This is a genomic window from Nocardiopsis coralli (assembly GCF_014892575.1).
Taxonomy (GTDB): Bacteria; Actinomycetota; Actinomycetes; order Streptosporangiales; family Streptosporangiaceae; genus Nocardiopsis; species Nocardiopsis coralli.
This window is the reverse complement of the sequence record NZ_JADBGI010000016.1, coordinates 105,774-123,862: the sequence shown is the minus strand read 5'-3', so window position 1 is coordinate 123,862 and position 18,089 is coordinate 105,774. Positions and strand designations below refer to the sequence as shown.

At 69.0% G+C, this 18,089-nt stretch carries 17 protein-coding genes and 1 pseudogene; 11 read left to right on the top strand and 7 right to left on the bottom strand.

Annotated features, from left to right (window positions below; genetic code table 11):
• Nucleotides 1-31 precede the first annotated feature (31 nt).
• The gene (locus IDM40_RS18520; protein WP_193123286.1) at nucleotides 32-655 is read left to right on the top strand and encodes a TetR/AcrR family transcriptional regulator; all 624 of its coding nucleotides are present in this window, start codon (nucleotides 32-34) and stop codon (nucleotides 653-655) included.
• A complete protein-coding gene (locus IDM40_RS18515; protein WP_193123285.1) occupies nucleotides 652-1,944 on the top strand; it encodes a nucleotide disphospho-sugar-binding domain-containing protein in 1,293 nt (430 codons plus the stop codon). The genes IDM40_RS18520 and IDM40_RS18515 overlap by 4 nt, the downstream gene beginning before the upstream one ends.
• Before the next feature lie 698 nt (nucleotides 1,945-2,642).
• Here IDM40_RS18515 and thpD read toward each other — a convergent pair.
• On the bottom strand, nucleotides 2,643-3,551 hold the full coding sequence (gene thpD, locus IDM40_RS18510; RefSeq protein ID WP_193123284.1) for an ectoine hydroxylase: 909 nt from the start codon (nucleotides 3,549-3,551) through the stop codon (nucleotides 2,643-2,645).
• A gap of 475 nt (nucleotides 3,552-4,026) precedes the next feature.
• On the opposite strand from thpD, the gene IDM40_RS18505 reads away from it, so the two are divergent.
• A complete protein-coding gene (locus tag IDM40_RS18505) occupies nucleotides 4,027-5,031 on the top strand; it encodes a GAF and ANTAR domain-containing protein (RefSeq protein ID WP_193123283.1) in 1,005 nt (334 codons plus the stop codon).
• A 368-nt stretch (nucleotides 5,032-5,399) separates the two neighbouring features.
• A complete protein-coding gene (locus IDM40_RS18500; protein WP_193123282.1) occupies nucleotides 5,400-6,197 on the top strand; it encodes a SigB/SigF/SigG family RNA polymerase sigma factor in 798 nt (265 codons plus the stop codon).
• A gap of 110 nt (nucleotides 6,198-6,307) precedes the next feature.
• Here the strand turns inward: IDM40_RS18500 and IDM40_RS18495 are convergent, their stop codons facing one another.
• Nucleotides 6,308-6,520, bottom strand: coding sequence for a CsbD family protein (locus tag IDM40_RS18495; RefSeq protein ID WP_193123281.1), 213 nt, complete (start codon nucleotides 6,518-6,520; stop codon nucleotides 6,308-6,310).
• Nucleotides 6,521-6,721: 201 nt separating this feature from the next.
• Nucleotides 6,722-6,865, bottom strand: a pseudogene (locus tag IDM40_RS18490) (universal stress protein); the annotation flags it as partial.
• A gap of 198 nt (nucleotides 6,866-7,063) precedes the next feature.
• On the opposite strand from IDM40_RS18490, the gene IDM40_RS18485 reads away from it, so the two are divergent.
• Nucleotides 7,064-8,056 (top strand): zinc-binding dehydrogenase, encoded by a 993-nt coding sequence (locus IDM40_RS18485; RefSeq protein ID WP_193123280.1) that lies wholly within the window; start codon nucleotides 7,064-7,066, stop codon nucleotides 8,054-8,056.
• A 122-nt stretch (nucleotides 8,057-8,178) separates the two neighbouring features.
• The gene (locus IDM40_RS18480; protein ID WP_235997731.1) at nucleotides 8,179-9,423 is read left to right on the top strand and encodes an FAD-binding oxidoreductase; all 1,245 of its coding nucleotides are present in this window, start codon (nucleotides 8,179-8,181) and stop codon (nucleotides 9,421-9,423) included.
• Nucleotides 9,424-9,528: 105 nt separating this feature from the next.
• On the opposite strand, the gene IDM40_RS18475 is transcribed toward IDM40_RS18480, so the two are convergent.
• Complete coding sequence (locus tag IDM40_RS18475; RefSeq protein WP_193123278.1) at nucleotides 9,529-9,963, bottom strand: hypothetical protein; 435 nt, start codon at nucleotides 9,961-9,963, stop codon at nucleotides 9,529-9,531.
• Nucleotides 9,964-10,085: 122 nt separating this feature from the next.
• Nucleotides 10,086-10,406, bottom strand: a complete 321-nt coding sequence (locus tag IDM40_RS18470; protein ID WP_193123277.1) for a hypothetical protein — start codon at nucleotides 10,404-10,406, stop codon at nucleotides 10,086-10,088.
• A 356-nt stretch (nucleotides 10,407-10,762) separates the two neighbouring features.
• Here IDM40_RS18470 and IDM40_RS18465 point away from each other — a divergent pair, with 356 nt between their 5' ends.
• Nucleotides 10,763-10,978, top strand: coding sequence for a hypothetical protein (locus IDM40_RS18465; RefSeq protein ID WP_193123276.1), 216 nt, complete (start codon nucleotides 10,763-10,765; stop codon nucleotides 10,976-10,978).
• A 22-nt stretch (nucleotides 10,979-11,000) separates the two neighbouring features.
• Here the strand turns inward: IDM40_RS18465 and IDM40_RS18460 are convergent, their stop codons facing one another.
• Nucleotides 11,001-11,927 (bottom strand): universal stress protein, encoded by a 927-nt coding sequence (locus tag IDM40_RS18460; RefSeq protein WP_193123275.1) that lies wholly within the window; start codon nucleotides 11,925-11,927, stop codon nucleotides 11,001-11,003.
• Nucleotides 11,928-12,115: 188 nt separating this feature from the next.
• On the opposite strand from IDM40_RS18460, the gene IDM40_RS18455 reads away from it, so the two are divergent.
• Nucleotides 12,116-13,069 (top strand): bile acid:sodium symporter family protein, encoded by a 954-nt coding sequence (locus tag IDM40_RS18455; protein WP_193123274.1) that lies wholly within the window; start codon nucleotides 12,116-12,118, stop codon nucleotides 13,067-13,069.
• Nucleotides 13,070-13,579: 510 nt separating this feature from the next.
• Here IDM40_RS18455 and IDM40_RS18450 read toward each other — a convergent pair.
• Nucleotides 13,580-14,827, bottom strand: a complete 1,248-nt coding sequence (locus IDM40_RS18450; RefSeq protein ID WP_193123273.1) for an ROK family transcriptional regulator — start codon at nucleotides 14,825-14,827, stop codon at nucleotides 13,580-13,582.
• Between the two features lie 118 nt (nucleotides 14,828-14,945).
• Here IDM40_RS18450 and IDM40_RS18445 point away from each other — a divergent pair, with 118 nt between their 5' ends.
• Genes IDM40_RS18445 through IDM40_RS18435 form a run of 3 tightly spaced genes read left to right on the top strand, consistent with a single transcriptional unit; the run spans nucleotide 14,946 to nucleotide 18,065 of the window.
• Nucleotides 14,946-16,232 (top strand): ABC transporter substrate-binding protein, encoded by a 1,287-nt coding sequence (locus IDM40_RS18445; RefSeq protein WP_328807057.1) that lies wholly within the window; start codon nucleotides 14,946-14,948, stop codon nucleotides 16,230-16,232.
• 31 nt (nucleotides 16,233-16,263) lie between these two features.
• Nucleotides 16,264-17,193, top strand: coding sequence for a carbohydrate ABC transporter permease (locus tag IDM40_RS18440; protein ID WP_193123271.1), 930 nt, complete (start codon nucleotides 16,264-16,266; stop codon nucleotides 17,191-17,193).
• Nucleotides 17,193-18,065 (top strand): carbohydrate ABC transporter permease, encoded by an 873-nt coding sequence (locus IDM40_RS18435; protein ID WP_235997718.1) that lies wholly within the window; start codon nucleotides 17,193-17,195, stop codon nucleotides 18,063-18,065. The genes IDM40_RS18440 and IDM40_RS18435 overlap by 1 nt, the downstream gene beginning before the upstream one ends.
• The last annotated feature ends 24 nt before the right edge of the window (nucleotides 18,066-18,089 follow it).

Here is an 18,089-nt window from a genome sequence, read left to right as displayed (position 1 = left end):
AGATCACGCCGACGAACAAAGGAGGGTGCTCGTGCCACCCACGTTCACCCAGAAGGAGAGGGAACGCGTCACCGGCATCCTCCTGGAGACGGGCCTGAGACTGTTCACCACCCAGGGTCTGCGCAAGACCTCCCTGGCGGAACTGGTCGCCCCGGCCGGCATCGCCAAGAGCTCCTTCTACGCCTTCTTCGACTCCAAGGAGGCCCTGTACCTCACACTCATGGAACGCCGGTCGGGCGAGGTGCGCAAGCGTGTGATCGACGACGCCCTGCTGAGCACCCCCGACACCCGCGAGGCGCTGCGCCGTTTCCTTTACGCCAGCGTCACCGAGCTGTCCACCGAACCCCTCTACCGGCGCCTGGCCACCCACCCGGAGGAGATGGCCGCGGTCGCCCGGAAAGTCTCGGTCGATGCCCTGCCGACGGGCCAGGGCAACCTGCTCACCGCGTTGAACGACTTCGTCACCGCCCGCCGGTCCGAGGGGGAACTGGTCGGAGCGGACCCGGCCGCGATCGTGGGAGCTCTCCAGAGCGTGCTGTTGCTGCCCATGAACACCGAACACCTCGCCGCTCCCGGGCACTACCAGCAGACCCTCGACCTCGTGATCGACCTCGTCGTCTCGGGACTGACCGCCACAAGCGGGCTCCGTTCATGAGGGCGCTCCTGCTCACCCAGGGCACACGCGGGGACGTCCAGCCCTTCCTGGCTTTGGCCCTGGCGCTGGAGGCCTCCGGCCACACGGCGCTGGTCGCCGGTCCCGCGCACTGTGCTTCGCTGGCCGCCTTGCACGGCGTCGATTATCACCCCACCCATGACGGGGTCACCGGGCTGATGGGAGATCCGGAGTTGGCGGGCGTCATGGACACCGGGCTCCGGGGGATGCGCGGCGCGGCCCAGACGGTCCGGTTGCTCCGGCGCATCAAGGACACGACGGGCCGGGTGTACGAGGACATGGCGGAGGCGGCCGAGGGCGGCGCCGACATCGTGGTCCACACCGCAGGTCTACCGGGCGAGCACATCGCCGAGTATCTCGGGACCCGGGCCGTGCCCGTCGCCTTGCAGCCTTCCTGGATCCCCACCCGCGCCTTCCCTGTCCCGGGCGCGCCGTGGCCGGGTTGGATGCCCAGCGCGTTCAACAGGCTCAGCTACCGGTTGACCGCCCTGGCCCTGCGCGGCCAGCGCCGTGCCGCGATGCGCCTGCGCCGCGAGAGGCTCGGCCTGGTCCGCCCAGGTCGGCACGGCCCACCGGATCTGCCCGACGGCCGCCGCGTGCCCCTGCTCCAGGCGTTCAGCCGACACCTCCTGCCCGACGGGGTCGACTACCCGCCGGGCGTGCGCACGACGGGGTTCTGGTTCACGCCGCCTGACGAGGCCTGGGAGCCGTCACCGGCACTGGCGGGCTTCCTCCGTATGGGCGAGGCCCCGGTGTTCATCGGGTTCAGCAGCGCCCCCACCAAGGACCCGACCGCAACGTGGCGGCTGCTCACGCGTGCCGTGCGGCGAGCCGGTGTACGCGCGGTGATCGCGACGGGTTGGGGCGGCATCGCCCCGGAAGACGCACACGAGACCGTCCTGGTCATCGACCAGGTCCCGCACGAACACCTCTTCCCGCGCTGTGCCGCTGTGGTGCATCACGGCGGCGCGGGCACCACCGGGGTGGCACTGACCAGCGGCCGCCCCCAGGTGATCTGCCCCTTCTGGGGTGACCAGCCTTTCTGGGCCCGGCGCGCCCACGCCATCGGGGCGGCCACGCCTCCGCTGCGAGGCCAGGACCTGACCGAGGGCTCCCTCGCCGCCGCAATCAGCCGCGCGGTCTCCAACACGGAGATGATCGCCACGGCGGAACGGATCGGTGCCCGGGCACGGGAGGAGGAGGGCGTGCTCGGCGCGGTGCGCATGCTGGAGGATGCGGCGGCGGATGCCTCGCCCCCCAGGGGTCAGTGAAGGGGGGCGAGACCCGCCCGTGTCTGCCTCAGACGGGCAGATTCCGACGCAGCGCCCACACCCCCGCGGCCAAGAGCACCGCGGCCAGCCCCGTGAGCAACGGACAGGTGGCGTTCGAACCGCTCATGGCCGAACTCGGCCGCCGCGGCGCCCCCGTCTTCATCCATCCCGCCGAGCTGCCCGGACTTCCTGCTCGACACCACCCGCTCCGCGGTCAACCTCGTCCTGTCGGGCACCACGCCACCGGGAGATCCGCTTCATCCTGTCCCACGGCGGCGGCTTCCTCCCCTGCACCGCCCACCGCTTCGCCCTCGCGCTGCAGACCCACCAGCAGGTCAGCGGCGTCCAGCCCGTCATGGACCACGAAACAATCCTCACCGAGCTGCGGCGCTTCCACTTCGACACCGCGCTGAGCGCCAACCCCGACACCTCCCCACCCTGCTCGCCTTCGCCGACCCCACCCGCATCACCTTCGGCAGCGACTTCCCATACGCGCGCGCCAAGATGTCCTCCTACTTCACACAGCAGCTCGACGCGTACCCCGTCGACGCCCAGCAGCGCACAGCCATCAACGACGGCAACGCAGAGGCTCTCTCCCCACGCCTCACCCACTGATCGACAAGCTTCCGGCAGGGGAACCGGTTCCCCTGTCGGCCATCAGGTCCAGCGGGAGCGGGGCGGGACCCCCGAGTGCAGGATCAGGGCTCCAACGGCGTGAAGTCGCGCGACGCGACGAACCCCGGCCGGCGCTCCTTGGCCGCGAACGGCTCGACCAACGTGTTCTCCACACTGTTGAACACGACGAAGATGTTCGAGCGCGGGAACGGTGTGATGTTGTTGCCGGACCCGTGCATGCTGTTGCAGTCGAACCACAGGGCGGAACCGCTGGGGCCCGTGAACTGCTCGATCCCGTGCCGGTACGCCAGCTCGGCGATGTCCTCCTCCTGCGGGACACCGACCTTCTGGGACCGGAGCGAGGACCGGTAGTTGCCGTCCGGGGTGCGGCCCAGGCAGGGCACGAACGTGCGGTGTGCACCCGGCATGAGCATCAGTCCCCCGTTGAAGGGGTAATTGTCGGTGAGCCCGATGGACAGGCTGACCGCGCGCATGTCCGCCATGCCGTCCTCGGCGTGCCAGGTCTCGAAGTCCGAGTGCCAGTAGAAACCCCCGCCCCGGAACCCCGGCATGAAGTTCACCCGGCTCTGGTGGACATAGACGTCCGTGCCGAGGAGCTGCCGTGCCCGGTCCAGGATGCGGGGCTGCCGGAGGAGCCGGGCGACGTGGTCGCTGAGCAGGTGCGCGTCGAAGACCGAACGCACCTCGTCGGAGTCCGGCTCGATGACCGTACGCTCGTCGGCGCGCACGTGCGGGTCCCGGGTCATCGCCTCGATCTCGCTCCGGCACGTGGACACCTCCTGCTGGGTCAGCAGGCCGCGCTGGACATGGAACCCGTCACGGGCGTGCGCGTCGAGCTCGTGAGCGCGGGCGGGCCCCGGCGGTCCTCCGGGGCCGACGGTCGGCTCCTCGCGGGTGATCCACACGCGTCCCGCGTCGGTGTCCACACGTGTCGGGTACCGGTCCTGGGGTGGTGCGTCAACGATGGTCATGGTCGACCGTTCCTTCCTCGGTCTGCTTCGACTTCTGTGTTCGCAGGCGGCCGGCGGCACGGACCGCGCAGGATCCCCGAAGAGGCGTGAGCGTTCGGCACCGTGGGAGAGCAGGTCCACCCGCGAGCGACCGGATCTGTCGGTGCGCCGCCCTGGCCGGACGGCCTGGCCCGCGGGGTCGCGTCAGTGGCGACGTTCTCGAACCGATCGGCGCGGCCGGAGCGTCGGATGGCTCCACGGGCACTCCTGCCCTGGTTGCGATGGCGGCCGCCGCCGTCCTGCGATTCGCTCTGTACGGGACGCACTGCCCTTGAGGGGGCATCGGCAATCAAGGGCGAGAGGTGCGGCCCGAACGGGCGGCTACGCTGGACAACGCAGTTCGAGAGCGGGGAACAGGCGGGGTGGACCGGGGATGGTCGGTAGTGGACGGTCGGACGAGGCGGATCCACAGGGTTCGGACCCCGTAGAGCAGCGGATGTGGGCCAATGAACGGCGTGAGTTCTCGGTCGCGGCCCGCGAGGAGGACCTGTACACGCGTGAGGCCGGTGCCGACGCCCGCGAGGCAGCGGCCGACGAGCGTGAGGCCGAGGCGGACGCGTGGCTGGGCGCGAACGGCCTGATCGACGAGTCCGAGGCCCGCGCCCGGGAGGCGCGCCGGGCCGAACGCGAGCTTCTGCGCCGCGAGCGCGAGGCCGACCGCGCGAGCCGGCTCTCCGAGCTCGCCGAGACCGTGCAGGAGATGTCGTCGGGCAACACGTCCGACTACCCGCTGGCGGTCCGCTTCGCCGAGCTGTCGACGCTCCTGTTCACCGCCGGTTCCGTCGGTGAAGTGCTCGACCATCTGGTCCTGGCGGCCGAGGAGGTGATCGGAGGCGGCGACGCCGTCAGCGTGACCCTGCGTCGCGGGGACGAGTTCACCACCGCCGCCTTCCGGGGAGATCTGGCCCGCCGGCTCGACCACCTCCAGTACGAGTTGGGCGAGGGTCCTTGCCTGGACTCTGCGTCCACCACGGGGAGTGCCTACGCCGCCAGCGCCGATCTGGGCCCGGAGACGCAGTGGCCGCGGTTCGCGCGGGCCGCCGCCGGGATCGGTGGCGGGTCGGTCCTGTCCCTGGGATTGTTCCCGGACCCGAGCGCATCGTTGCCGCGCTTGGGATCGCTGAACTTCTACGCGCACGATCCGCATGCCTTCGAACCCGGCGACCGGGACCTGGGGATGCTCATGGCCGCCCACGCGGGGGTGGCGCTCGCCTCGACGACGAGGGTCACCGAGGCCGAGCTGCGCAACTCGAACCTGGAGCGGGCCCTGGAGAGCCGCGACGTCATCGGTCAGGCCAAGGGCATCCTCATGGCCCGCCAGAAGCTCACACCCGAGCAGGCCTTCGACAAACTCCGTGAAGCCTCCAACAGCCTCAACACCAAGCTCTCCGAGGTTGCCCGCCGCCTGACGGAGACGGGCGAGTCCCCGCTCCCACGGTGAGCGCTGCACGGGGCGGCGGGGGTCCGGCGTTCTTCGACACGGGCGAATATCGGGGTTCGCCCACGGGTAGCTGCGCGAACAGGGCGCTTGATTCGAACCTAGGTTGGCAAGCAACTCAGGTCGGGTGCGGTAAACCAACCCCCACTCGGCCGCCCCTTCATGTGCACTGCGCCCGAATTCGTGCACTTCGTATCTGTTTTGCCCACACTCGACCAGGGCAGCTCCTCCAGTAGGTCCAACAGAGGGCCTCGATGACGGAACGTTCGGCATTCCCCTGATTGCCACGTTCCGGCGTTCCACCTTCACTGCGTGTATGCGATGAAGGTTGGAGAGGACTTGTTGTGTCCGAAACAGCGACGCCCGCCCCTGTGTCTGCAACCGACCGGGGTGATCACCGCGAGGACGGTGAGGCGGAGGACCTCCTCCTCGAGTTGAGGGACCTGCCGATCCAGGACGAGACCTCGTGGCGGCTGCGCGACCGGCTCGTCCGGCTCTACCGGCCGACCGTGGCCCGGGAGGCCTCACGCTTCCGGAACCGCGGGGTCGACCACGAGGAGCTGTGCCAGGTCGCCTACCTCGGGTTGATGAAGGCGATCTCGGGGTTCGACCCCTCGTACAACAAGCGTTTTCTGTCGTATCTGCTGCCGACGGTGTCGGGGGAGATCAAACGCCACTTCCGGGACTCCGTGTGGGCCGTACATGCCCCGCGTTCCGTCCGCGACCGCCGCGCGGAACTCAACAGGTTCGTCGGGGAGTTCACCCGCATCCATGCACGGGCGCCCCGCCAGTCCGAGATCGGCGCCCATTTCGGCCTGGACAGCCAGGCCACGGGGGAACTACTCAACGCCTCCGAGTCCTATTCGGCGGCGTCCATCGACACCCCCAGGAGTATGGACGGCGAAGGCGCGGAGGAGCCGCTCAGCAACGGGCTGGGGTCGATCGACCACGAACTCGATTCCGTGGTCGACAAACAGGCGTTGAGGGCATCCCTGGCCGAGCTCTCCGAGCGGCAGCAACGGGTGGTCGTGCTGAGCTTCTTCTCCGAGATGGCCCAGACGCAGATCGCCGAGCAACTGGGCTGCTCCCAGATGCAGGTCTCCCGTGTTCTGCGGGGCACGCTGGACCAGCTGCGTTCACAGCTCCTCGGGGAGGGCGAGGAGGAATGAGCACCGGTGAGCGCTCGCCGCTGAGCCGGCGCCGTCACTGAGCGGGCCACCCAGCCGGCCGCGCGCCCGGTTCACCGGGAGCGCGGCCGGCGCCGGAGACCGAGGTCCACTCAACCCCGGTCCTCGTCGTCGGGCCGAAGGTTCTCGGAGACGCCACGGACGGTGTCCTTGACGTCCTCCTTCCCCTCACGGAGCTTGCCCTTGGCCTGCTCGGCCCGGCCTTCGCCCTCCAGGCTCTCGTTACCGGTCACCTTGCCGGCCGTCTCCTTGAGCTTGCCCTTGGCCTGCTCGACCTTGCTCTGGCCCTTCTCTTCCTTGCTCATGTTCCGCCTCCTTCGCTCACGGCCTCCACCGCGCGCTTCCCTTCGGCGGCGGAGAGGTGACTGTTGCCTGTGGCCGCCCACTGCCCCTACGGCCGGACCAGTTGCAGCGAAGGTTAGGTGACTTGAGTCACACATCCGAAGCCCATGGCCGGTCGTGTACCGCGCGCTCACGCTGACCCGATGACGGCTCCGACCGGCGGCTCAGACCTCGTCGCCGTGCTTGGGCAGCACCACGACGGGGATCCGGGCGCGGTGCAGGATCCCCTGGCTCACCGAACCGAGGAACAGTCCCCGGATCGTGCCGCGTCCCCGGGAGCCGACGACGATCGCGTCCGCGCCCTCCGCGCAGCTGGACCCCGACCGCGCTGGTCGGGGCCCGGCTCCCCAACGTCGTCGAGCGCCCGAGCCTGCGTCGGCACGGCACGCCGATGGCGGTCCCCTGACTCGCGCCGACGAAGAGCCCACGCGCGTCCGTTGACCTCAACTTTGGTTGAAGTTCTACGGTCGAAGGGACACTCGCCGACGTTGGAGAGGTTCGAACCCATGAGAGTCGTGCGTGCTGAAGAGTTCGGTGGACCCGAGGTACTGAAGGTGGCCGAAACCCCCGATCCGGTCCCCGCTGCGGGGGAAGTGCTGGTGACGGTCGCCGCGAGCGAGGTGCTGTTCCTCGACGTCCAGCTGCGCAAGGGCTGGGGACAGGACTATTTCGAGTTGGATCCGCCCTACGTGCCCGGCGTCGGGATCGCCGGCGTCGTGTCTCAGGTCGGCGAGGGGGTCGAGACCTCTTGGATGGGACGGCGGGTCGCCGTGAGCCTGTCGGTGGCTGGTGAGTACAGCGGGGGCGGCTACGCAGAGAAAGCGGTCGCTCGCGTGGACGAGGTCGCCCCCGTCCCGGATGACGTGAAGCTCGTGCACGCTGTGACAGCCCTGTCGGACGGTGTCATGGGGGTCAGCCGCACCGAGAGGGCCCGACTGAGCGCTGGAGATGTCGTGCTGGTCACCGCGGCCGCCGGTGGCATAGCGGTCTGGCTGATCCCCGAGGCGGTCCGGGCCGGTGCTCGGGTGATCGCGGCAGCCGGAAGCCAGAGCAAGTTGCGGACGGCGGCGCACCTGGGCGCCCACGTCACCGTGGACTACACCCGGTCGGACTGGGGCGAGCGGATCCGTGAGGCCCTGGCGGGTGAGACGTTGTCGGTCGTGTTCGACGGCAGCGGCGGCGACGTCGGGGAGACCGCGATGGGGTTCACGGGTCCTGGCACCCGCTTCTTCGCCTACGGGTCGGCGGGCGGCGAGTTCGCCGACATCGATGAGGAAGCGCGGCGCCGTGGGGTCGAGGTCTTCGGCTTGGACGAGGATTTCAGCCTCGAGGACCAACGGCGCTGGCGCCGCACCGCCCTGGCGTGGCTGGCCGAGGGCCGCATCACCCCGGTGCTCGGCCAAGTCGTCCCCCTGGCCGAGGCTGCCCGGGCACACGCCGCCATCGAGGCCCGCACGGTGTCGGGCAAGACCGTGCTCGTCAACGGTGACGGACAGTGACCGGCGAACGTCCGGGCCTGCCGGACACATCGGACCTGCGAGGAAGCGTCCTCACCCCCTCCGATGAGGGCTATGAGGCCGCACGGGGGATCTTCAACGACAGACTGGCCGGACACCCGGCGATGATCGTGCGGTGTGCGGATGCGGCGGACGTCCGTCGGGCCCTTCGGTGGGCTCGGGCCGAAGGGCTGGAGGTCTCGGTCCGTGGCGGCGGGCACGGCCTGGGCGGCTGGGCCAGCAATGACGATGGCCTCGTGGTCGACCTGACCCGGATGCGCCGGGTGCTGGTCGACCCCGGAACACGGACCGCGTGGATCGGCGGCGGGGCGCGCGCGGGAGATGTGGTGTCCGAGGCCGCACGGCACGGGCTCGTCCCCGTGACAGGGGTGACGCCCTCGGTCGGTATGGGTGGGTTGGCCACCGGTGCGGGCGAGGGCTATCTGACCCCGCTGCACGGGTACGCCAGCGACAACGTGCTGGAGTTCGAAGTGGTGACGGCGTCCGGCGACACCGTGCAGGCCTCGGCAACGCAGCGACCGGATCTCTACTGGGCTCTGCGCGGGGCGGGCCCCAACTTCGGAGTCGTGACCGCGATGAGGATCCGTCTGCATCCGCTACCGGAGCAGGTGATCGGCGGCTCCCTGACCTTCACGACGGCCGACATACCCCGGGCGACTCGTAACTCGTGGGAATTGATGGAGCACGGTTCCCCCTTCTCCTTCCCGCAGACCATGTACGCCCGCGGTGGCGACGGATCGCCGACCGTCACCGTCTTCCCCGGGCACACGGGTCCATCCGGTGTCGCAGCGCGTGAGATCGGCGCGTTGCGGGCGGGCACCGACCCCGTCGACGACACGGCGGCGACGACCTACGCCGGGCTACTGCACCAGCTCGATCCGGACGGCGACGTCGAGGACGAGGGTGGGAGCCGCCACCTGTGGGACTGCTTCCACCTGCCCTTCGAGGGTGCGCGCGGTGAGCAGGTCGATCTGGTGCTCTCCCTGCTCCCGTCGTTCGGGCCGAACACCATGATGGAGCTGTGGCCCACCCGACCAGCGGAGATCGTAGGCTCGGAGAGCGTGATCCCACGATCGCGCGGCGTCACGCTCGTCGTATTGGGGATGTGGACCGACCCCGCCGATGATGCGCGTGAGATCGGCATCGTCGAGCGAATCAGTGACACCCTGCGATCGTCGGGCCTGGTCCGGGAGAGCCCGAGCGCGTCCAACCACGTCACGGTGTACACCGTGAACCGGGTCCGGGATCTTTACGGAGCCGACGATTTCGCCCGGCTGCAACGACTGAAGTCGCTCTACGACCCCGACAACGTCTTCCGGAACTGCTACAACGTTCCACCCGGGAGCTGAGCGGTCCTTCACGTGTCCCTGAATGTCCCACCGAGGGGCGGGTCGCAGCAGAGCGGCCCTGCCAACAGTCGCTGTCGCCCGCCCATCGGTAAGAGCATCCGCAGTTCACGAGAGCATGTCGGAAGCGCGGTCGGCGTCTTCGAGGGTCACGGCGAACGACGAGCCGTCCCTCATGTCGAGAAAGAGCGCGGGCCCCTTCTTCAGGATGACCCCTTTTTGGGCACGCCCGCCGAGCCTGACCCCCCAACCGCCGAAGTCGCGCATGGGGGACACATCCTGGGACGATGCGCGAACTATGTCGGATCTACTGAACCAGTATTTCGGGAATCCCACGATGGAGCGCACCGCCACCCCCTGGTCGTCCACCTTGACGCTGAAAGCAGACATCGAAACTGCCAGAAGCGCAACAATGAAGGCGACGGGCAGAAGAATGAACCCCACGGCCAGATCCCAGAAAACCACTGCCAGAATTGCGGTCAGCAACGCCGAGCCCCACATGGTCAGCGATGCCGGAAGGGACAGGTACTGCATCTTGTACATCTGAGCCACTCTTTCATCGGCTGCTCTTCCACGGTCAGAACAAGGTATCAATGGCGCCGATCGGACGTGCGCGCAGGTGGCCGGACTGAAGAGCGAAAGAGTTGTCGCACCCCCGGCACCTTCTACGACCTCCCCACTTCATCCGTGGAGATCTTTGCGGACGGGGCCGGATCGAAGACCGAACCCAACCGATCACGCCGAACGTCCATGGAAAGAACAACGATGCAAGCAAACATCGCGATCCCGAACGTCCAGAGCCCCATGAACAGTATGATCCCTACGTGGAACGCCACCCCGGCAGCAAGAACCGGAACCCGGAAGCGCTTCTCGAAGAGCAACGAGAACGCGAGCAGGAGCTCGACGAGCATCACGAGCCAAGTACCTGCGGCCGTGACCACGGGGATCGCGAACAGGCTCCCGATGCCGTCGAGGTATCCGGGCAATCCGAAGTTTCCGTTGAATATGTAATACAGAGCAGAGCCTTCGGACCACTCCGGGACCGCGAATTTCGCTGTTGAGCTGTGCAGGGCACCATGCAGAAGGAGAGGTTACGTGGATAATTCATGGATTCGCAACCCCTTTCTGGAACGGCGTGACGCCAGTGCAGCGAAATCACAGGCCACAAGGCATTCCCGAGGAATAATCAAACATACGCACCCTCACCGAATATGAGGAGATGCCGGCCATTCTCTCGGTTCGGATATTCGGCGGAGAGTTGCGATCCCACCCAGATATGAGCGCAAGGCACCCTTGAACTGCGAAGATGCGATTTCGTGCACCGCGCGCCTACGCTGACCGGATGACGACTCCGACGTGCACGTGTGGATCCACCAGTTTCGAGGAGGGCTTCATCGACGACGTCGCCCAGGGCGCTGTGCGCTGGATATCGGGCAGCATCGAGTTCGGCATGCTCGGTTTCCCCAAGCGCGGCGGCGACCGCGACCACCGTTTCATCAGCGCCCTGTGCTGCACCCGGTGCGGGGTGCTCACACTGAGAGCACGGCTCGACATCTGAGCCCCCGCGCCGGGGTCGAGGCTCAGTCCTCGTCGCCGTGCTTGGGCAGCACCACGACGGGGATCCGCGCGCGGTGCAGGATCCCCTGGCTCACCGAACCGAGGAACAGCCCCCGGATCGTGCCGCGCCCGCGGGAGCCGACGACGATCGCGTCCGCGCCCTCCGCGGCGCGCAACACCCCGTCGACCGGGTTGGACTGCGTGTGCACCGAGTCGATCTCGATGTGCAGGTCGTCGCGGCCCTCGAGCGCCTCGTCGAGCATCTCGGTGATCAGGTCCTTGGAGCGCTTCTCGAACTCGTCCTCCATGGACCGGAACCCGCCGCCGGCCATCGCGACCGGGTCGTAGGGGTAAGGCACCTCCCAGCTGTTGACCACGACCAGCTCTCCCCCGGTCTCGGCGGCCATCTCCACCGCCAGGCCGAGCGCTCGGCGGCCGTTGCGGGAGCCGTCGACGCCGACGACGATGCGGTCCAGGGACGTCGTGGGTACGTGTCCCTGGTCGTCGTGGGGCACGACCACCACCGGGCAGGGGGCCTGCGCGGCCACACGCACGCTCACAGAACCCACGAACAGCGCGGAGACCGTGCCCAGTCCACGCGTTCCCAGCACGAGCAGGTCGTGGGGACGGCTCGCGTTGATCATCGCCTGCGGGGCGTCCACCATGCTCCCCACGGTCTCGGTCTCCAGGCCCGGCTGCAGTGCGACCGCGCGGTCCCGGGCCTCGGCGAGCACACCGGTGGCCTGGCCGCTGATCTCCTCTGTGGGCTGGAACCGCGGTGTGGAGCGGTCGGTGGGCACGACCATCGGCATCCCCAGGGCGTGCACGATCCTCAACACGGCCCCGCGGCGTACGGCCTCCGCGGCGGCCCACTCCAGTGCCGCCCAGGAGTGGGCGGATGCGTCGATACCGACGACGACCTTCGACGCGTGTTCCTGATCCGCCGACATGTGATCCTCCTCGGAGCGGGTGCTGTTGCACTCACCCCCGGAGTACCCGCTGGGGCACGGGGGACGCCCCGATCGGTCAGGACAACCCCGGTCAGAGCTCCGGGGACGGCCGGGCCGTACCCTCACCAGGACCGCCCGGCCTCCCCCTTCCCCCCGGCCCGGCCCCGCCCCTCGGAAGGAACACCGCTGTGTCCGCGCTCACCGCCGTCGCCAACTTCGCGAGCCGCACGTTCGCGCTGTGGATCATCGTCCTCAGCGCCCTCGCGCTGGCCTTTCCCCACGTCTTCGCACCCTTGGAGCCCTACACTGTCCCGCTCCTCGCGGTGGTGATGCTGGGCATGGGGCTGACGCTGAGGTTCAAGGACTTCGCCGTGGTGGCACGGCGTCCGGTCCCCCTGCTGATCGGCGTGTTCGCGCAGTACCTGATCATGCCGTCGCTCGCCTGGGCCCTGGGCAAGGCGCTCGCCCTCCCGCCGGAGCTCGCACTGGGGCTGATCCTGCTGGGGTGCGTGCCCAGCGGCACGGCGTCGAACATCATGGCCTACCTGGCCCGCGGCGACGTCGCGGTCTCGGTCGCCATGACCTCGGTGTCGACGCTGGTCGCGATCGTGATCACCCCCTACCTGGTGCTCTTCTACGGCGGCCACCTCCTGCCCGTGGACACCGGCGCGATGGTGCTGTCCATCGCGCAGGTGGTGCTGCTCCCGGTGCTCACCGGGCTTCTCCTCCAGGCGCTGCTGCCGAAGGTCGTCGAACGCATGATGCCGGTGGTTCCGACGGTCTCGGTGGTCGCTGTGGTGATCATCTGCGCCGGTGTGGTGGGGAGCAGCCGGGACACGTTCCTGGAGGCCGCTCCCCTGGTGATCGTCGGCGTCGTCGTGCACAACCTGGTGGGCCTGGCGCTCGGCTACGCGGTCGCGTGGATGACGCGGGTCCCCGAGTCCCAGCGCCGCGCCATCTCCTTCGAGGTGGGGATCCAGAACTCCGGGTTGGCGGCCACGCTGGGGGCGGCCCACTTCGGCCCCGCGGCCGCGCTGCCGGGTGCGATCGCCGCGGTGTGGGCCAACCTGTCCGGCCCGGTGCTGGCCACGTTCTGGGGACGCCGGGGTGTCGAGGAACCGGCCCGTGAAACCGCCGACTGAGTTCGCGAATTTCCGGGACCGTTTCCTGACGGGGCCGGTTCCGGTCGTGTCCACGAGCCGCCGACGGAGTAGTCCTCCGGACGGATGCCGTTGCCCTCCTGCTCCTCGTCACCGAGCGTGAGGCCCCGACCTGCTTGTAGTCCTCCACCCGCATCGTGAAGGCCCTCGTTCCCCTGGCCGACGAAGGAGTGGTACGGGGGTTGGTTGATCGTCACCCCCTGCAGATCCGGGTGCTGGGGGGCGTCCTTCGAGGTGAACTCGAGCATCTTGGCGCACTCGGTGTGGCACTCCGGGTTCTCGGTCCCGTGGTCGTAGTCCTCACGCGTGTCGGCCTCGTCGGCGAACTCGGCGCCGTGTCGTCCTCGTAGCCGATCTTGTCGTCGCCGCTGCCTGCAGCCGCGCGGCGCACGGGTCCTCTTGATGCTCTTTCCACGTCGGTCCTCTCGGGGGAAGGGGATCACGGGGGTCTTGGGGGCCGCGAAGGGTCTCGGCCGGGTCGGCCCTGGGCCGTCAGGCCTCCCGGGGGAGCAGGGCGGACACGTGGTCTCCCTGCAGCGCACGGGCGTGCACCTGTTCCACGGCGCACCGCACGGCCCCAGTGCGCACGGCGTCCGCGCCGAGCTCGGAGACCGTGATGTCGAGCCAGGGCGCGTAGAGGTACTCGGCGAACGTGGCCCGCGCCGCCTCGACCAGGCCCGAGAGCGCGGGCGCGACGGCGCCGGAGAGCACGATGCGGTCGAGGTCGAGCAGTCCGACGAGTACCACGCAGATGCGGGCGAGCCGGTCGGCGAGGCGGTCGACGATCTCCACGGCCAGCGGGTCGCCGTCGCGGGCGGCGGCGAAGACGTGCTCGGCCTGCACCTCGTCCTGCCCGTACGCGGCCAGGGCACCGCCCCCGCCCGAGGCGAGGGCCTCCCTTGCGTGGTGCCGCGCCCAGTGCCCCAGGGCCTCCGGAGACTCCACGCCGTTGACCAGCTCGAGCATGCCCAGCTCGCCCGCTCCGCCGCGGGGCTGGCGCAGGAGTTCGCCGCGGAGCACGAGGCCGGCACCGAAGCGTTCCCCCGCCAGCAGGGCGGCGAAGGAGGAGTCCGCCTCGGCCCCGCCCGTGTCCAGTTCGGCGAGGGCGGCCAGGTTGGCGTCGTTCTCCACCACACACGCCCAACCGCGCTCGACGCCGAGCGTGACCAGGTCGGGGTTGCTCTGCTCCCAGAAGCGGTTGAGGCCGACGGGGGACCGCCCCTCGGCGTCGACCGGGGCAGGGACCCCGAGCACGACGGCGCCCACGTCGCCGGGGATCAGGCCGGCGTCGTCGAGCGCGGAGTCGATCGCGGTGAGCACCTCCTTCCGGCGCTCCTGCCCGCTCTGCCGGTCGGGGTCGAACCGGCCGGGTTCGAAGGCCCGTTCGCCGTGGCCGATCTCCCGGCCCCCGAGGTCGGCCACCGAGGCGGAGATGCGGTGCTGGCCCGCGTCCACACCGATGACGTGGCAGGCGTCCCGCCGGAAGGCGTAGCGGAGCGCGGGGCGCCCCTTGGTGTAGGTGCCGGCCCGCCGGGAGTTCTCCAGGACCCCGAGCCACCCCTGGTCGGCGAGTTCGCGGCACAGGTCCAGGACAGTGGCACGCGTCAGTCCGGTCTCGCGGATGAGTTCGCTGGCGGTGACGGGTTCACCGCTCCAGACGTGGTCCAGGACCCGTCGGGCGTTCAGCCGCCGCATCAGCTGCGGTGATCCCACCTGCTCGCCCTCGGCGCCGCCTCGCATCTCGCCCTGCCCTCCGTCGGTGCGATCCGTTCGCCGGGATTATTGCAGCCCCTAAATTAAACGTCTATATTTAGGCGCGGCATCAACGATGGTGTCCTGGATCACAGGAAGGAGTGCCGTGATCTCAGCAGGACGGGGAGCCCCCTCCCCTCTCCCCCGTTTCTCCAGGCGGGCCGCGCTCGGAACCATGGCGGGCGGCGCGCTCGCGTCGGTCCTGGCCGGGTGCGGCTCGGGCGGTGGAGGCACACGGGTCTCCCTGCACCAGTCCAAACCGGAGGCGATCCCCTACTTCGGCGACCTCCTCGAGCAGTTCAACGACGAACACCGGGGCAGCATCCACGCCGTGCACGACATCTCCGCGAACCTCTCCAGCGGTTTCGCGCGCGGCAACCCGCCCGATCTGGGCTGCCTGAACTACAACTTCGAGATGCTGCGGTTCCAGGAACGCGGTGCGCTGTCCGACCTCTCCGATCTCGAGGCGGAGGCGAACATCGCCCCCGAGGTCCGGGAGCTGGTCGAGCACTTCCCCACCTATCCGGGGCGCACCAGCGTGATCCCCTACTCGATGATGGCCGCTGCCGTGCTCTACAACGAGGAGATCTTCGCCGAGCACGACCTCGAGATCCCGACGACCTACAGCGGTTTCATCGAACTGTGCGAGACCCTGCAGGAGGCCGGGGTCGACCCGGTCTACTCCACCTACGCCGACGCGTGGACGGTCTCGCAGGGCCTCATCGACTACAGCGTCGGCGGGAGCATCGACGTCCCCGCGTTCATGGACGAGCTCAGGGACCTGGGCCCCGAGGCCGGCCCCGACGCCCCGGTGTCCTTCTCCGACACCTTGCGCGAGCCCTTGGAGAAGATGCTGCGGATCGCCTCGTTCTCCCAGCCCGGTGCCGCCGCCCGCAACTACGGCGACGGGAACGTGGCCTTCGCACGCGGCGAGGCGGCCATGTACCTCCAGGGACCGTGGGCGCTCACGGAGATCGACCGCATCGACCCCGGGCTCCCGATCGGCATCTTCCCCCTGCCGATGACCGAGGACCCCGACGACGCCGGCGTGCGTGTGCACCTGGACCTGGCGCTGTGGATCCCCGAGGCCGCCTCGCGACCGGACGAGGCGCGGGAACTGCTGCGGTTCCTGATCCGGCCGGAGATCGCCGACCCCTACAACCAGGCCAACCTCGGCTTCGGGGTCCGGGAGGACGCCCCCGACGTGACGGACGCGCGCCTTCAGGACCTGCAGTCCTACGTCGACCGTGCCGCCTTCTACCAGGGCATCTCCCAGGCCCTGCCCGGCACGATCCCCTTCGAGAACTACTGCCAGGCCATCGTCACGGGCCAGAGCCTCGAAGCCGTGCTGCGCACGCTCGACGAGGACTGGGCCCGGCTCGCCCGCAGGTGACCTTCTTCCCCCCGGACACACAAGGATCCCCATGGCAACCACCGTCGAACGCGGGGCGCCGCCGGACGCCGGGACGCGCGACCGCCCGCCCCCGCGCAAGCGTTCCCGGCGCGTCGACCGCACCTACCACCTGTTCCTGGTCCCCGTCCTGATCCTCTTCTCGGTCTGCATCACGCTGCCGGCGGCGATGGGGATCTTCTACAGCTTCACCGACTCGATCGGCTTCGGCGAGTACGAGTTCGTCGGGTTGAACAACTACCTCGTGCTGTTCTCCGACCCGGCGATCCTGTCGGTCTACGGGTTCACCCTCGGGTTCGCGCTGTGCACCGTCGTCCTGGTCAACGTGGTCGCGCTCGGGCTCGCGCTGGGCCTGACCGGCCGCATCCGTGCCCGGGTGACCCTGCGGACGGTCTTCGTCCTGCCGATGGTGGTCTCGGGGATCATCATCGCCTTCGTCTTCCAGTTCGTCTTCTCCCACACCATCCCCGCGGCGGGGCAGGCGCTGGGCATCGGGCCGCTGGAGGAGTCCATCCTGGCCGATCCGGACCTGGCGTGGATCTCCATCGTGCTGGTCACCGCGTGGCAGGCGATGCCCCAGGCGCTGTTGATCTACATCGCGGGGCTCATGACGGTGCCCCAGGACGTCTACGAGGCCGCCGGCATCGACGGGGCCTCGGCGTGGAACCGGTTGCGGCACATCACCCTGCCGCTGATCTCGGGTTTCGTGCTCATCAACGTGATCATCGGGTTCAAGGACTTCCTGGCCGCCTACGAGATCATCCTCGGCCTCACCGACGGAGGGCCCGGGACCGCGACGCGTTCGGTGACGATGGCGATCTTCGCCGGGTTCGAGGACGGCGACTACGCGTACCAGATGGCCAACTCGACGGTCTTCTTCCTGATCACCCTGGCGATCGCGCTCGTGCAACTGCGTCTGACACGAGGAAGGACGGGCGGCTGATGGTGCTCCCCGAAACACGCACCCGGCAGAACAGGGACACGAGCCCCCGCGGCGAGGGGAAGAAGCGGTGGAGCACCACGATCGTGCTCCTGCTGTGTTCGACCACGGTCCTGTTCCCGTTCTACGTGGCCTTCTCCATGGCGTTCAAGACGGGCGAGCAGGCGGTGGACGGCGAGGCCTTCACCCTGCCGTCGCCCTGGAGCGTCGAGGGGTTCGTGCAGGCCTGGGCGCTCACCGACTATCCGCGGGCGTTCGCCGTCTCGGTGTTCATCACCGCGGTGGCGGTCACGGGCACGGTGCTGGCGAGCGCGATGGCCTCGTACGCGATCTCGCGGAACTGGGACCGGAAGTTCTTCCGGTGGTCGTTCTACTACCTGTTGTCCGCGATGTTCCTGCCGTTCCCCGTGCTGGCACTGTCGCAGGTCAAGCTGACGGGCATGGCGGGGCTGGCCAACCCCGCCGGGGTCGCGCTGCTGCACGTGATGTTCCAGCTCTCCTTCAGCACGCTGCTGTTCACCGCGTTCCTGCGTTCCCTGCCGCACGAGCTGGAGGAGTCGGCGCGGATGGACGGCGCCTCGACCTGGTTCACGTTCTGGCGGATCGTCTTCCCGCTGATGGCGCCGATGAGCGCGACGGTGGCGATCTTCGCCTTCCTCAAATCGTGGAACGACTTCATGATGCCGTCGATGATCATCGAGGACTCGTCCCTGCAGACACTCCCGGTCATCCAGGAGGTCTTCCAGACGCAGTTCAGCAACAACTACCACGTCTCCTTCGCCTCCTACCTGATGGCGATGGCACCGGCGGTCATCGCCTACGTGATCTCCCAGAGATGGGTGATGTCCGGGCTCACACAGGGCGCGGTCAAGTAACTCCGACAGCCACACCGCAGAAAG

Bases quoted from the DNA above. Each gene is read 5' to 3' on its own strand.
- IDM40_RS18515 (WP_193123285.1), top strand. From the start codon at position 652: ATGAGGGCGCTCCTGCTCACCCAGGGCACACGCGGGGACGTCCAGCCC.
- thpD (WP_193123284.1), bottom strand. From the start codon at position 3,551: ATGACCATCGTTGACGCACCACCCCAGGACCGGTACCCGACACGTGTG.
- IDM40_RS18505 (WP_193123283.1), top strand. From the start codon at position 4,027: ATGTGGGCCAATGAACGGCGTGAGTTCTCGGTCGCGGCCCGCGAGGAG.
- IDM40_RS18495 (WP_193123281.1), bottom strand. From the start codon at position 6,520: ATGAGCAAGGAAGAGAAGGGCCAGAGCAAGGTCGAGCAGGCCAAGGGC.
- IDM40_RS18485 (WP_193123280.1), top strand. From the start codon at position 7,064: ATGAGAGTCGTGCGTGCTGAAGAGTTCGGTGGACCCGAGGTACTGAAG.
- IDM40_RS18480 (WP_235997731.1), top strand. From the start codon at position 8,179: ATGATCGTGCGGTGTGCGGATGCGGCGGACGTCCGTCGGGCCCTTCGG.
- IDM40_RS18475 (WP_193123278.1), bottom strand. From the start codon at position 9,963: ATGTACAAGATGCAGTACCTGTCCCTTCCGGCATCGCTGACCATGTGG.
- IDM40_RS18465 (WP_193123276.1), top strand. From the start codon at position 10,763: ATGACGACTCCGACGTGCACGTGTGGATCCACCAGTTTCGAGGAGGGC.
- IDM40_RS18460 (WP_193123275.1), bottom strand. From the start codon at position 11,927: ATGTCGGCGGATCAGGAACACGCGTCGAAGGTCGTCGTCGGTATCGAC.
- IDM40_RS18450 (WP_193123273.1), bottom strand. From the start codon at position 14,827: ATGCGAGGCGGCGCCGAGGGCGAGCAGGTGGGATCACCGCAGCTGATG.
- IDM40_RS18440 (WP_193123271.1), top strand. From the start codon at position 16,264: ATGGCAACCACCGTCGAACGCGGGGCGCCGCCGGACGCCGGGACGCGC.
- IDM40_RS18435 (WP_235997718.1), top strand. From the start codon at position 17,193: ATGGTGCTCCCCGAAACACGCACCCGGCAGAACAGGGACACGAGCCCC.